General features: G+C 62.6%; 10 protein-coding genes. 2 read left to right on the top strand and 8 right to left on the bottom strand.

Translation table 11 applies throughout. The annotated features are described in order from the left end of the window. Positions 1 to 35: 35 nt before the first annotated feature. Positions 36 to 1,685: a PQQ-dependent sugar dehydrogenase gene (locus DFR52_RS06145; RefSeq protein WP_110030963.1), complete on the bottom strand. Its 1,650-nt coding sequence runs from the start codon at positions 1,683 to 1,685 to the stop codon at positions 36 to 38. Further along, a complete protein-coding gene (locus DFR52_RS06140) occupies positions 1,678 to 2,151 on the bottom strand; it encodes a DUF2231 domain-containing protein (RefSeq protein ID WP_110030962.1) in 474 nt (157 codons plus the stop codon). The genes DFR52_RS06145 and DFR52_RS06140 overlap by 8 nt, the downstream gene beginning before the upstream one ends. A 569-nt stretch (positions 2,152 to 2,720) precedes the next feature. Between DFR52_RS06140 and DFR52_RS06135 the strand changes: the two genes are divergently transcribed. Further along, complete coding sequence (locus DFR52_RS06135; RefSeq protein WP_210205769.1) at positions 2,721 to 3,662, top strand: SMP-30/gluconolactonase/LRE family protein; 942 nt, start codon at positions 2,721 to 2,723, stop codon at positions 3,660 to 3,662. A 416-nt stretch (positions 3,663 to 4,078) separates the two neighbouring features. On the opposite strand, the gene DFR52_RS06130 is transcribed toward DFR52_RS06135, so the two are convergent. The 5 genes from DFR52_RS06130 to DFR52_RS06110 form a co-directional block, all read right to left on the bottom strand. Beyond that, entirely contained in the window at positions 4,079 to 5,290 is a 1,212-nt protein-coding gene (locus DFR52_RS06130; RefSeq protein WP_245415231.1) for an MFS transporter, read from the bottom strand. 131 nt (positions 5,291 to 5,421) lie between these two features. Continuing rightward, entirely contained in the window at positions 5,422 to 5,631 is a 210-nt protein-coding gene (locus DFR52_RS06125; protein WP_110030960.1) for a 2TM domain-containing protein, read from the bottom strand. A gap of 206 nt (positions 5,632 to 5,837) precedes the next feature. Next, the gene (locus tag DFR52_RS06120) at positions 5,838 to 6,596 is read right to left on the bottom strand and encodes an alpha/beta fold hydrolase (protein ID WP_110030959.1); all 759 of its coding nucleotides are present in this window, start codon (positions 6,594 to 6,596) and stop codon (positions 5,838 to 5,840) included. A 128-nt stretch (positions 6,597 to 6,724) separates the two neighbouring features. Beyond that, the gene (locus DFR52_RS06115; RefSeq protein WP_110030958.1) at positions 6,725 to 7,966 is read right to left on the bottom strand and encodes an SMP-30/gluconolactonase/LRE family protein; all 1,242 of its coding nucleotides are present in this window, start codon (positions 7,964 to 7,966) and stop codon (positions 6,725 to 6,727) included. Further along, complete coding sequence (locus tag DFR52_RS06110; RefSeq protein WP_110030957.1) at positions 7,950 to 8,855, bottom strand: helix-turn-helix domain-containing protein; 906 nt, start codon at positions 8,853 to 8,855, stop codon at positions 7,950 to 7,952. Before DFR52_RS06110 ends, DFR52_RS06115 begins: the two co-directional genes overlap by 17 nt. A gap of 208 nt (positions 8,856 to 9,063) precedes the next feature. Here DFR52_RS06110 and DFR52_RS06105 point away from each other — a divergent pair, with 208 nt between their 5' ends. Then, positions 9,064 to 11,937: an ATP-binding protein gene (locus tag DFR52_RS06105; protein ID WP_245415197.1), complete on the top strand. Its 2,874-nt coding sequence runs from the start codon at positions 9,064 to 9,066 to the stop codon at positions 11,935 to 11,937. Between the two features lie 12 nt (positions 11,938 to 11,949). On the opposite strand, the gene DFR52_RS06100 is transcribed toward DFR52_RS06105, so the two are convergent. Next, positions 11,950 to 13,224: an MFS transporter gene (locus DFR52_RS06100; RefSeq protein WP_245415196.1), complete on the bottom strand. Its 1,275-nt coding sequence runs from the start codon at positions 13,222 to 13,224 to the stop codon at positions 11,950 to 11,952. Between the last annotated feature and the right edge of the window lie 311 nt (positions 13,225 to 13,535).

The following is a 13,535-nucleotide window of genomic DNA, read 5'->3' as shown; positions in this document are numbered from 1 at the left end:
TGAGACAAGCCGGGTCCTTACCCGGGCTCTCCTTGTCAGTTGACGGTGGCGGGAGCCGAGCCGCCGGCTGGCGGAAGCACCGCCGGCGATGCCTGGGTCTGCGACGAGCCTGGAGTTGTGTCCGCGGCCGATCCGGCAGGCGCCGGCTGCTGGCCGGTGATCTTCTCGTCTGCGCTTCCCGTGCCTGCGCCGCTTGCCGCATCCGGCTGCGTGGCGGCAGGTTGCATCGCCGGTGCGGGCGTTGTCGCGTTGCCGGGCTGGGCGGCGCTGTCGGGCTGGGTTGCCGAAGTGATCGACGCCGTCGGGAACTGGTCGGTGCCGATAGGGTTCGGCGAGACCGAGCCGTCCGAGGCAGCGACGCGCCATACGGTATTGCCGGCATCGTCGGCGATCAGCAGCGCGCCGGTGCCATCGATGCCGACGCCGACCGGGCGGCCATGGGCGTTGTCGCCGTCAATGAAGCCGGTGACGACATCCTGGGCCTTGCCGTCGGGCTTGCCATCCTTGAACGGTATGTAGACGACCTTGTAGCCGTTGTAGAAATCACGGTTCCAGCTGCCGTGCTCGCCGACAAATGCGCCGTTTCGGTAGGCCTCGGGCAGCGCGGAATTCGCCGAAAAGGTCATCCCCAGCGGCGCCACGTGGCTCGACAGCGCGTAGTCGGGCGCAATCGCCTTTTCCACCATGTCGGGCCGGGGCGGCTTGACCCGTTGATCGACATGGTCGCCGTAATAGCTCCACGGCCAGCCGTAGAAGGCGCCATCCTTGACCGAGGTCATGTAGTCGGGGACCAGGTTCGGGCCCAGCTCGTCACGCTCGTTGATCACCGCCCACAATTCACCGGTGTCACGGTTGAAGGTGAGGCCGTTCGGGTTGCGCAGGCCGGAGGCGAAGATGCGGCTCGCGCCGGTCTTGCGATCGATTTCCCAGATCGCGGCACGGCCCTTTTCGGCCTCAAGACCGTTCTCCACGATGTTGGAGTTGGAGCCCACCCCGGCGTAGAGCTTGGTGCCGTCCGGGCTCAGCGCCAGGTCCTTGGTCCAGTGATGGTCGATCGGCCCGCCCGGCAGCGGCGACAGCTCCCTGGGTTCCCCGGTGATCTCGGTGTCGCCGAGCTTGTAGGGGTAGGCGAGGATCGCATCGGTGGCGGCGACATAGAGGGTGTCGTCGATCCAGGCCACGCCGAAGGGCGAGTTGAGGCCGGTGATGAGGTCATGGCTTTCATCCACCTTGCCGTCGCGGTTGGTATCGCGCAAGAGGGTGATGAGATTGCTCTCCTTCGGCTCGCCGTCGCCGCTGCCATGGGCAATCGACATGATCCAGCCGCGGATCACGTCCTTCGGCCGCGACACCGGCTCAACGCCGGGACCGCGCGACTGCACCACCAGCACGTCGCCATTGGGCAGCGTGTGGACGGTGCGGGGATTGGCGAGATCCGTGGCATAGGGGGTGATGGTCAGGCCGTCGGCGACTTTCGGCATCATGCCGTCGTTCCAGCCGATGACCTTGGCCACCTTCATGTTGGCGACAAGCGCCGGGTCCGGGTCGGGCAGTACGGGATCAGGACCGATCTGCTGGCTGATGTCGAAGTCGGATCCCGAGCCTGCGGCCCCCGCGGGGACGGCCATAAGGACACAGCCGGCAGCGAGGACGGCGGCGTGGCGGAGGGTAAGGTGTCTATTCATAGGTGTTGACTCCCACTTGCCGGACTTCGACGACCTGCTGGCGATCAGAAGCCAGGCGTCCGTAGAAATCGGTGATGATCATGACGATGACGGTGACGAGCGAAAGGGTCAGACCCCACGGCACGACGGCGGTCCAGCCGTCACCGGCATGCACGAGACTGTTGAAGAAGGCGAGAACCAGCACGATGAGGCTGCCGACCGCGTGCGCCCAGTGGGGGCGATGGTCGGTGCCGGTGCGCCGGATGAAGAGATCCACGATGCCTGCAACCGCGGCCAGGACGCCGACGACCAGGCCGGCGAACAGCAGCCAGGCGGAAAAGTTCTGCCACATCAGATTGGCCGTCTGCCAATAGGCTATGTCGGTCAGAAGCGCGAGCGTGAAGCAGACGACGGGAAACTGGGCCAGAACGGAATGGACCTGCAGGCCGAGAATCCGGGCGGCAGACCGTTTATGAGGGTGAGCCATCGGTCGAACCTTTCTGTGATTGTGAATGTCACAGTCGTCGTTGCGACTGTTACAAAGCGTAACAATCACTGCCGGGATTGGTTCCGGGTGCGACAGGACACCACAGGTGCCCAGATGCCCGCACCATGTGGTCTGCGGGGCGGTTGCTTGTGCGTGCGAGCCGGCCGCCATCGGCAGATGACGCAGACCCCCCTCGGGGTCGCACCCGGGCACCCCGGTCGGGCGCCGGAACCGAAGCTGCCACGCTCCGTTGGACCTCCTATCCCGAAGGCATGCAGTTGCATCCAGGCTGATCGTGAAAGCGGTACGGATTCAGTCTTTCGGCAAGTCTGACGTTCTCCGCCAAGGTCGATGCGAGCGTCGGTGGTGCTGGCGAGCCGGCACCGCGACCGCTGAAGACCATTCGGTTTCGTCTGGTGAAACCATTGTCATCTGTTGACAGTGCCTTGAAAATCTGATGTTTTTTAGTGCCATCGGAGGACCGGGAGGGTCTCAGGCCGCACCGCACGGATGGCGCGGTGCGCGACAATCTGATGGACGAAGTGATACTGCATCGGGAGGGGACCGGAATGACGAACATTCGTGAAATGGCGAGCGGCCTCAAGTTTCCGGAGGGGCCTGTGGCTCTTGCCGACGGCGGCGTGGTGCTGGTCGAACTGGCGGGCGGAAAGGTAACGAAGGTCGAGGCTGACGGGACGGTTCGAGTCCTCGCCGAGATCAGGGGCGGACCGAATGGCAGCGCAATCGGTCCGGACGGCAAGCTCTATGTCTGCAACAACGGCGGCTGCTTCGACTGGATCGAGGCGGATGGGCTGACAATCCCCCTCATGGTCTCGGAAAGCTATGTCGGTGGATCGATCGACAGGGTCGATCTGTCGACCGGCGAAGTCGAGCTGCTCTACAGCCACGCCGGTGACATCAAGATCTGCGCGCCCAACGATATCGTATTCGACGATGCCGGCGGATTCTGGTTCACCGACCATGGCCGCGTGCGGGCGAGGGACCGTGATCGCGCCGGTCTCTTTTACGCAAGTTGTGACGGATCGACGATCCAGGAAACGGCGTTTCCGATGGATTGCCCGAACGGCATCGGGCTCTCTCCCGACCAGAAGACGCTCTACGTCTCCGAAACCTTCTCCGGTCGGATATGGCAATTTGAACTCGAAGCTCCGGGACGCATCAAACCCTCGGGCGAGGCGTTCCCCGGACATGGCGGGACCCTGCTTTACGGCACTTCCGACTACACCTTGCTCGACAGCCTCGCGGTCGATTTCGCCGGCAATGTCTGCGTGGCCTCGCCATCGAAGGGCGCGATCATTGTCATTTCCCCCGACGGCAAGCTTGTCGAGGAGGTGTCGCTCGGCGCTCCGCTGACAACCAATATCTGCTTTGGCGGACCCGGGATGCGCACGGCCTTTGTCACGCTGGGCGGCCCCGGCAAGCTGGTGGCGATCGACTGGCCGCGCCCGGGCCTGGAACTGTCCTTCCAGGAAAAGACAGGATCCGCGTAACGGCGGCACAGGGACCAGGCCGGGGGCAGAAGCAATCGGGCAGGCCTGCGCCGGCTGGCCCCGGTCCCTCGACGGTCTGGCCTCCACCGCATCCGTGTTGTATGGAAAGCCACTTCTTGCCATCCTGCCGCCGCTGCCTTCCAGGTCTGGGGGGAGATCCTGTCGCAGACATCCGAAGCACTTTGCCGACTGAAAATCCCGCAATAGTGACGCGACCGACCAGCCACACATCGCTGCGCAAGGCGCGGTACAGCGCCTCGTCGGCACCTTCACAGTCCGCCGAGAACGGCCAGCCGAGCTTGTTGATCCGCCCATCAATACTGGACATCATGTGCAATATAACCTGGGTCTCATGGTTCCTCCCAAGTTCAACACTCTCGGGCTGCAGGCGCGCGCCTGCATCCGGCGATGACCGGTCATCGTCCTGCTGCCCCTTTGCGACCTGCGGACATTGCAAGGATGAACAGGATCAGCCCCGCCGAGGTCATGACGAAGCCAGCCCATACCGTCGATAGAAGGCCGAGGCCCGCACCGATCGTGATGCCGCCGGCCCATGCGCCAAGCGCGTTGGCCACGTTCAGAGAAGCGAGGTTCATAGCGCCCATCAGCGTTGCGGATTCTGGCGCCAGAGCCGTCAGTCTCACCTGGATGGTGGGGATGGCCACCATCATCGTCGCCCCGACCCCGAACATCGCCGGGAAAAACACCCAGGGATTGGCACCCCGAAGGGCCAGGAGAACAAGCACCAGGAGGGTGCATCCGTAGCCAGCGGTGATGCCGAGGGAAGGATGCCTGTCGGCAAGCCGGCCGCCGTATAGATTGCCAACCGTCATTCCCACGCCGAAGATAGCCAAAGCTGGCGGGATCATTTCCGGACAAAGCAGAACGAGATCGGTCACGAACGGCGCGATGAAGGTATAGACGGCGAAGATGCTGGAGATTCCGAGTGCGGCGACCGCCATCATCAACCAGACCCGCCCCTTGGACAAGCCGCTCAACTCATGGGCAATCGAGGCGCCATCGAGCGCGGATGTCCGAGGAACGAAAAGCGACAGCGAGACCAATGACACGAGGCCAAGGGCGGCGATGCAGAGATAGGTCTGCCGCCAGCCGACGTTCTGGCCCAGGAACGTGGCGAGCGGCGATCCGATGATGGTGGCAATGGTGAGCCCGGTCATGACAATCGCAAACGCCTGGCCGGAGCGACCCGGGCCCACCACATAGGACGCAACCACGGCGCCGGCACCGAAATAGGCGCCTTGCGGCAATCCGCTGACAAACCGTGCCGCGATGAAAAACGCCAGACTGTCCGCGATCGCGGAAAGGACATTACCTGCGACGAACACGCTGATGAGCAGAAGAAGGAGCGTGCGCCGGTTCAGCCTTGCCGCGGCTATCGTCAGGATCGGGGCGCCGATCACGACACCGATCGCATAGGCGGTTATCGCATGCGTCGCCGTCGCCAGATCGACACCGAGGCTCCCCGCAAAAAGCTGGATGATGCCCATGCTGGCAAATTCGGTGGTGCCGATGCAGAACGTTCCCAAGGCCAGTGTCAGCAGGGTCAACCGTCCCGATCCTGACCGCCGCACGGAATCGCTGCCAGAACAGAGCTTGTCTTCGGCCATCGTCCTGGCGGCTTTGACGATTGCGGCACCATTTGAAACGGTCATGTTCATCTCCGGTGTCTTGGAAATTGGGTCACGGGCCGGGATCGCCACGCCATGCTTTCGCCAGCGGTATGCCGCGGGCCAGCAGGTCAGGGAGTTTCGGGCTTGCCCGCCTGCTGGTGGCGAACAGACAACCAGTGAGCGAGGAGCCCAATGCCCCAGCCCAGCAGCACCCAGAGGACCCAATAGGGCGCTCCGGTGAAGAGGTTCACGATGACGAGCACAATGATGCTGGGTACGAAGACGATTGCATGAATGCGGAGCCCAAGCTGTCTTTCGGTCTGACTGGCGTTTTTCATGATGTTCTCCACGTGATATCGATCCGGCGGATGGTGGACTCGCCGCTACCATCTGCGACATCTAACAGTTTGAATAAAAATGCTCTTTGCCGATATTTCTGTTGGGTTGAGAGCGATTTCGGCTCCGGAGCATACGAGGGTGGCCCGAGGTGCGGGCAATGCGGCCGGTGTCCACCTCTGTGCGCATCGCCGGCCGCCGTGTCCCATCACTCCGTCCCTTCGACCGCTGCGACAATGGTATCCGCCACGGCCTGAGGCTGGGACAGCATCGGCACGTGACTGGAGGCGACATGAACCGTCGTCGCCTTCATGGTCTCGGCAAAGACCTGCTGCAGGCCTGGCGGGATGATCTGGTCATTGTCGGAAATGACGAACCAGCTTGGCTTTTGCGTGAAAGCGGCTGACGTCACCACGCCGTCGAAAGCCGCTGCCGACAGCGGTGCCTGGGTGGCGGCCAGCAGTGCCGCCGCGGCGGGCGAAATGTCGGGGGCGAAGTAGTGTGCCATTCCGTCCGCAGACCATGTCAGGACCCCGGTCGCGTCGGCATGGATTTCCTTCTGCCATGCCGGTGGCTCCGGGGCCTGACGTACGATGGCGTTGATGGACTGGCCCTCTGACGGTGCGAATGCCGCCACATAGACCAGCGCCCGCACCTTCTCGCTATTGCCGGCTTCCGTGATCACGGCACCGCCATAGGAATGTCCGACAAGGATGACGTCCCCCGGCTGGTCATCGATCACGCGACGGGTCGCGGTGACATCCGCCTCGAAGGACGACAGCGGATTGTGGACGGCCACGACGTTGAGCCCCTTCGCCTGCAGGAGCGGCACAACCTGCGCCCAGCTCGATCCGTTGGCCCAGGCACCGTGCACAAGCACGACGGAGGGGGCATCGGCGGCAAAAGCGGTGGTCATGATTCCTGCCGTCCCGATCGCGGCTGCGGCTATGACGGTTTTCACGGACATGGGGTTCTCCTTTGCGGTTTGATGGCAGCTGCGGCTGCAGCAGCATGTGTTGAGGTCAAGTTGTTCAGATGGGCAAGTCGTCGCGGTGCTCGGGATTCGGCTGAGAAAGGCAGCCGATCAGTCTGCGTTTACAGCGGCTTCCATCCAATCGCGGTGGCATGAAGGCTGTGGATATAGAGCCGATCCGCGGTTTCGGTGGCCCCGGTCGTTCCGGGATAGTCCCCTTCGGGATCCTGCAGGTCTCGCGTTACGGTGCCGTCCTCGTCCATGGCGAACACGTGGCCGTAGGGTGCGCCTGTCGACAGGACGGAGCGCGGCAGGCGCAGCAGCATCTTTCGAAGAAAGGGTCGCCCGGCAAGCCCGTCTGCGACCGGACTGCGCGGCCTGAAAAGACCCACCCATATGCGCCCCTCGCGGCCGCGCATCAGGTTGTCCGGATAGCCGGGCAGATTGTCGAGCAATATGCGGGCCTTGGGCGAGCCATTTTGCACATCGACCGCGTTGGCATCGCTGTCGATCTTCCAGATCCGATACCGGCCGGTTTCGTTGACGAACAGGCTCCGGCCGTCGGCCGACAGTGCGATGCCGTTGGCAAACGACAGTCCGCGCGCCACGATCCGTGTCTCCCGGCTCACCGGATCGAAAGCCAGAACCCGGCCAGTCGCGGACTGCTCCATGATATCCAGCACGCTCGCCTCGTATGTGCCGCCCCAGTCAGCCGGACCGAAACGCGTCGAGGATTGGGTGAAATAGATGCGGCCGTCCGGGGCCGTCACAACGGAATTGGCGTAGGCGATCGGATCGTCCGCACCGAGGCGGTCCGTCAGAAGGATCACGCTTCCATCCGGGCTGATGGCAAGAAGTCCTTTCATCGCGTCGGCGACGATCATCCGGCCCGCGGCATCGAAGGCAAAACCGAGAACCCGCCCTCTCGTATTGGCGAAAAGCTGCTGGTTTGCGCCATCAAGATCCATACGCACCAGGTTGCCGCTGGTCATGGCCGCATACAGCTTACCGTCGGGGCCGATGGCCATGTGCTCCGGGCCATGCTCCGCACCTATGTCGATCTTGCGCAAGTCGGACAGCAGGCTGTTCGGTGCGTGGGCACCAACATAACCGGGCGGTGGCTGGACCACCCATGATACGGGTTCCGCCGGCACCGGCCAGAAACAGAAATAGGTGGCTGTTGCAACCAGGAGGCCACCCACGCCCAATGCAGCATTCCGAATAGAAGACGCGTTCACATCAATGCTCCCGGTCGAACCGATCCCTTCAAGATCACTGCCTGTTTTTAGAATGACGGGAGAGGTCGGTATTTCGAAATATTGCCGACGTAGCGGCAAATATTGCTGTTCATGTGCGGCGCCCATGACAGCATGCCGTCGCAGACAGGTCGCGGTACTGGCCCGGCGTCAGTCCGGTCAGTTTTCGGAAGGTGCGGGAGAAATTGGCCTGCGATCCAAAGCCTGCTTCGAGGGCGATCTCGGCGAGCGTCGACCTTCTCGACGCCAGCATCTTCCGCGCAGCCTCGATGCGTCTCCCGACGACGTAGCGATGCGGCGGCATGCCGGTCGCCTCATGAAACAGACGGGAAAAATGGAAGGCGCTGAGGCAGGCCTGTCCCGCAAGGTCTTCAAGCGAGATGTCCTCTCCCAGTCGGGACTCGATGAATTCGAGCACGCGTTGCAGTTTCTGGGGATCAAGCGAAGGCGCGCGAGATGGCTCCCGCCACCGGCCGACCGTGTAGTTGTCGATGAGGTGAGCGGCAAGCGCGGTACGCAGTCCATCCGCGTAGATGCGCTCGACAGGGCCCTTACCACCTCCGATCAGGCCATGCAGGGCGGTGCCGATCCGCACCAGAGCCGGATCGACGAAGCCTCCCGCATAGGCAAGTTGCGTGGCGGCGGGGTCTATTCCGTAGTCTGCCAGCGTGCTGTCTTCCAAGAGCCTTGCCGGAAGGAAGATCACGAGGCATTCGACCGATCCGTCGAGTTCGAGCAGGGTCTCTTGAGTTGCGACCGGAACCAGCCAACTTGTTCCCGGGCGCGCCATGCCTTGCTGCGTGTGCCCATCACCCGTGCGCCGGACCCTTGCCTGGCCAGACAGGATATAGACGAGTTCTGTGCAATTCCGCCCGACGCAGTTCTGCCTTCCAGGTCCAATATGCCGTTGTTCGACACGCAATGCATTCCACTCGGCAACATCACCGACCAGGGTGCTGGACCCATATTTTTGATTGCCGTGGGTGAGCAGGGACATTTATCCGTTCTCCGGCGTGCAAATTTGATATGATCAGCAAGCCGTGCCAGTGCCGGTCTGGCGAGTTAATTTCGGTTAAATGACGTCAGAGCGGCTGGCCACCAGCACGCGCCCATGTTTCCGGATGCGCGAGCGCAGTTCCCGTGCTGGACGGTCCGCCACTTCGCGGTCAGGCACAGCAACGTTTAGTCGGATGATGGGGCATTTGATGAACGACGTCTCGCCACCACAATCTCGGTCATTCGCCTTCGGGCCATTCGTGCTGCTGCCCGAACGCCAATTGCTGACGCGGGGAGACCTGCCAGTGCGTATCGGAGGGCGAGCACTCGATATCCTGACGGTGCTTGTCGAACGTCCGGGAGCGGTCATTGGCAAACAGGAGTTGCTGTCTCGTGTCTGGCCGGACACCTTTGTCGAGGAGGGCAATCTCAAGGTGAACATGGCTGCCTTGCGACGCGTGCTAGATGAGCCGCAAGGGGCCGCACACTATATCTCGACTGTCGTCGGCCGGGGCTACCGGTTCTCCGCGCCGGTTCGCTATTCCAGCGCGTTCCATCATGCGTCCAATGCCGACACTCCCGCTTCCCTGAACCACAACCTGCCGACGGCGACGGCGCGTATCGTCGGAAGACAAGACGCGATCGATGCCATCCTGCTCGAATTGCAGGAGGCGCGTCTTGTCTCGATCGTTGGCGCGGGCGGGATTGGCAAGACGACGGTCGCCCTGGCCGTTGCCGAGCGGTGGATCGGGACATGCCGGGATGGCGTCTGGTTGGTCGATCTGTCGCCCCTCAAGGACCCGAACCTCGTCCCCAATGCCATCGCCACAGCCATCGGCCTGACAGCCCATTCCTCGAACATGCTCGAGGCGCTGAGCGCGTTCCTGCGTACACGGCAAATGCTACTCGTCTTCGACAGTTGCGAGCACATCATCAACGGCATCGCATCCTGCGCCGACCGCATCCTGGCGGAGGCTCCGGCCGTCCGCATCCTCGCGACCAGCCGCGAATCGCTTCGCGTGAAGGGAGAACGGGTTCGGCGGTTGCCGGGGCTCGGAACGCCGGCCAGGACGACGGAGCTCGATGCGCAGAGCGCGCTGGCATTTCCGGCGATAGAGCTGTTCGTCAACCGAGCCACGGACAGAATTGAAACATTCAGCCTGAGCGATGCCGAGGCACCGCTTGCTGCGGAGTTGTGCCGCCAGCTCGATGGTCTTGCCCTCGCAATCGAACTGGCGGCCACCCGCGTCGATGCGTTCGGCCTCAGCGAATTGATCGAGCAACTCGGCGACCGTCTTCGGCTGTTGCAGGGTCATCGGGCAGGTATCGAGCGCCACCGGACACTCACCGCGACGATCGACTGGAGCTATGACCTTCTCTCGGAAATCGAGCGGATGGTGTTCCGCCGCCTCGCGACATTTGCCGGTATCTTCAGTCTGGACTCGGCCTGCGCCATCACCATCGACGAGCATCTCGATCGCACAACGGCGGTTGAAAGCATCGCCAGCCTGGTGGCGAAGTCGCTTCTGGCGGCCGAGATGCATGATACGCAGGTCGAGTATCGGATGCTGGATACGACCCGCGCCTATGCGCTGGAGAAACTTGTCGCCAACAACGAACTCAAGAGGGCCCGGCAACGACATGCGGAACATTGCCTCGACCTGGTCGAGCGTGCGACATCGGATGCGGAACGGCTGACGAGGACTGAATGGCTTGTGCGATATGGTCCGAAGACCAACGATATCCGCGACGCGATGCGCTGGGCATTCACCAATGCTGACCAAACGGCGCTGGGCGTTCGGCTGACGGTCACCGCCATTCCCTTCGGCAAGCAGGTTTCGCTGGTCGAGGAATGCCGGATAGCTGTTCAAAGGGCACTGGACGACAGATTTCAGGCGCATCGAAGCATCCGTGACGACCTGGTCCTCAATCTCACGCTCGGAGCAACCCTGTTGCACACCCGGGGCCCGTTGCAACAGGTGAAGTCCTGCCTCACCAAAGCGCTGACAATAGCCGAGCAACTGCGCGACGCGGATATGCAACTGGCCTGCCTGCGCGGGCTGTCGGAATACGAATTATGGACCGGCGACTCCCACTCCGCGATCGCCGTCAGCAGGAAAATCCGTTTGATCGAGAGCAACGGGCAGGTTGCGATCTCAGGCGGCGCCAATGCTCAAGCTGGATCGGCCTTGTCCTGGCTGGGCGCACTCGCTGCATCACGGCAGCAACTTGAGACCATCGTCCAGCGACCCATAAACCAAAATGCAAGATCAGATGTTGCCCGATTCGAGTTCGATCAACGATTGACTGCTCAAGGATCGCTGGCAACGGTACTCTGGCTCCAGGGGTTTCCGGATCAGGCGGTTGCGGTCGCTCGCCGTCAGCTCAAAGAGGCCGAGGCGTCCAACTACGCCGTCTCCCTCTGCTCGGCCTTGCTGCATGGCTCGCTGATCATCTCCATGTATGTCCGTGACTACGATGCTGCCTGGACTTTTCTTGACCGTGGCCTGGAGCACGCCCAGAAACACGGGTTATCGATCTGGCGGAATATGGCAATGTGTACGCGTGGCCGCATGTGCCTATACGCCAACCGTCCGATCGACCTCGCCGCCTATCGCGACGCGCTTGCCGAGGTCCGCGATGGTGGTTTCCGGATGCGGTATCCCAACTACCTCGCCAACTACGCGGAAGCGGTGGCACGACAGGGCGACCTCGCTGGCGGGCTTGCTGCCATCGATGAGGCGATCGCCCTGTGCGAAAGCCGTGGCCAGGTCGTAGGCATACCGGAAATTCTTCGTATCAAGGGCAACATGTTCCGCTTCCAGGATCCGGCCGATCCGGACCGGGCAGAGGCGTGCTATCGGCGGTCGATCGAACTTGCTCGCCAGGGTGAAGCGCTGTCCTGGGAGCTGCGCTCCGCAATGAGCCTTGTGAAGCTGAGGCGGATGCATGGAGGGGACAACGAAGCGGAGAATATGCTCTCCTCGACATATGACCGCTTTCAGGAAGGCTTTTCTACCGGTGATCTCGTGCGGGCACGCGCCCTGATCGCCACGCGGCCTGGTGCCAGGCGCGAGAAATAGCCGCGCCCTTGATCAACCGCGCTCGCTCGTTGACGTGCGCCGCGTTCTCAAGATGGTGAGGCCAACCTTGATCGGCGGCCAGATCACGACGAAGGCAAGCAGGGCAGCAACCAGGCTTACCGTGCCCATGGCTGGCTGAAGTGCCGCCTCACTGCCAAACCCATGCAGGGACACAAGCGGCACCAGAGTCGGGCCAAGACCGATCCCGATGAGGCCGATGAAGGTCAGGGACAACGCGATTGTCGTCGCCCGCATCTCGCTCGGAACGCTCTCCTGCATCACGACGTGGCCGACGACATAGCCACCGATTGACCCGAACGCCCATATGCCCATCGCAAGCGCGGCCTGTTGTCCCGTTCCTGCAAAGAAGACCATCGTGGCCCCGGCAATGGTCAGCAGATAGCATCCCAGCAAAAGGACCACGCGGGTGGACACGCCCCAGCGCCGTGCGAACCAGTCCGACAGCGCACCGCCAAGAACGGAAGCAGTGGCTCCGCTAACCGACACGGCAAGAACGAGGAGGCCGCCGACCTCCATCGCGCTCATTCCATACACCCGCTGCAACAGCGTGGGCATCCAGGCGAACAGGCCGTGGTCGCCGATCGCCAAGACACCCTTTACCAGGCATACGCGCAATACGGTCCCATTGTTCGCCAGCAGTAGCCGTAAAACGTCGGACAGCGGGAGAAAACCTGATCTGTTCTGCCGCCGGGGTTCCACGATCGACAGAAGCAAGGCTACCAGTGCGAAGCCTGGAAGCGCAACGAGAATAAAGACTTGCCGCCAGGGCACCAGCGCTCCCATCAGCGGCATCGAGGCAAACCAGCCGGCCTCGATCGCCCGCAGGAGCGTGCCGCCGATCAGGAGCGCACCACCGGCGCCAAACGTCGCGCCCAGGGAGAAAACACCCAGCGCCGTTCCCCGCCGGCGCGGCGAAAAGAAATCGATGATCAGCGACGAGGCTGCCGGTACCAAGGCCGCTTCACCCATTCCCACCGCAAGTCGGGCACAGAAGAAGCTCCAGAAGTCTGAGGCGAGACCGCAGGCGACCGTCGCGACCGACCACAGGAGCACGCCTGCGACGATGAGGTTGCGGCGATTGATGGTGTCTGCCAATCGCCCGCTGGGCAGACCGGCGAGCGCGAAGATGATGGCGAACCCGGCGCCCTGAAGCAGGCTGATCTGCACGTCTGACAAACCGAGATCGGCCCTGATCGGATCGACGACGAGATTGATGATCAGCCGGTCGGTATAGGACACCAGCAGAGCGACGCAGAGCACCGTCACTGCATACCATCCCGAAATGTTGGAGGGCAGGGGCTCTGAACCCATCCCGCCCTGGGAATCCGGTGAGTTTACCAAGCCATTGGTCCTAGCTACCGTGAACCGGTGCAACCAGCTTCCAGATTTGCACTGTTGCCTGAAGCAAGCAAGATGGCGATCGGCGGCCCACCCAAGCGCAGCCCCGAAACAGCAAGCCCGGTCAAAAGATCGGCAATACATGCCAAGACGACCTCTATATTCTAGCCCGGTCGCCTGAGGCGCGTCAGGTTGGACGATCTTGCGTGGTGCGCCGACTTCCTGTCATGCTTGGTCCC

This window comes from Hoeflea marina (assembly GCF_003182275.1).
GTDB classification, from domain to species: domain Bacteria; phylum Pseudomonadota; class Alphaproteobacteria; order Rhizobiales; family Rhizobiaceae; genus Hoeflea; species Hoeflea marina.
Note: the sequence above shows the minus strand (reverse complement) of the source record. Positions and strands in the feature narration are given on the sequence as shown.

Excerpts from the sequence above, each read along its gene's own strand:
- DFR52_RS06145 (WP_110030963.1), bottom strand. The coding sequence starts at position 1,685 with ATGAATAGACACCTTACCCTCCGCCACGCCGCCGTCCTCGCTGCCGGC.
- DFR52_RS06140 (WP_110030962.1), bottom strand. The coding sequence starts at position 2,151 with ATGGCTCACCCTCATAAACGGTCTGCCGCCCGGATTCTCGGCCTGCAG.
- DFR52_RS06135 (WP_210205769.1), top strand. The coding sequence starts at position 2,721 with ATGACGAACATTCGTGAAATGGCGAGCGGCCTCAAGTTTCCGGAGGGG.
- DFR52_RS06130 (WP_245415231.1), bottom strand. The coding sequence starts at position 5,290 with ATGGCCGAAGACAAGCTCTGTTCTGGCAGCGATTCCGTGCGGCGGTCA.
- DFR52_RS06125 (WP_110030960.1), bottom strand. The coding sequence starts at position 5,631 with ATGAAAAACGCCAGTCAGACCGAAAGACAGCTTGGGCTCCGCATTCAT.
- DFR52_RS06120 (WP_110030959.1), bottom strand. The coding sequence starts at position 6,596 with ATGTCCGTGAAAACCGTCATAGCCGCAGCCGCGATCGGGACGGCAGGA.
- DFR52_RS06115 (WP_110030958.1), bottom strand. The coding sequence starts at position 7,966 with ATGGGCGCCGCACATGAACAGCAATATTTGCCGCTACGTCGGCAATAT.
- DFR52_RS06110 (WP_110030957.1), bottom strand. The coding sequence starts at position 8,855 with ATGTCCCTGCTCACCCACGGCAATCAAAAATATGGGTCCAGCACCCTG.
- DFR52_RS06105 (WP_245415197.1), top strand. The coding sequence starts at position 9,064 with ATGAACGACGTCTCGCCACCACAATCTCGGTCATTCGCCTTCGGGCCA.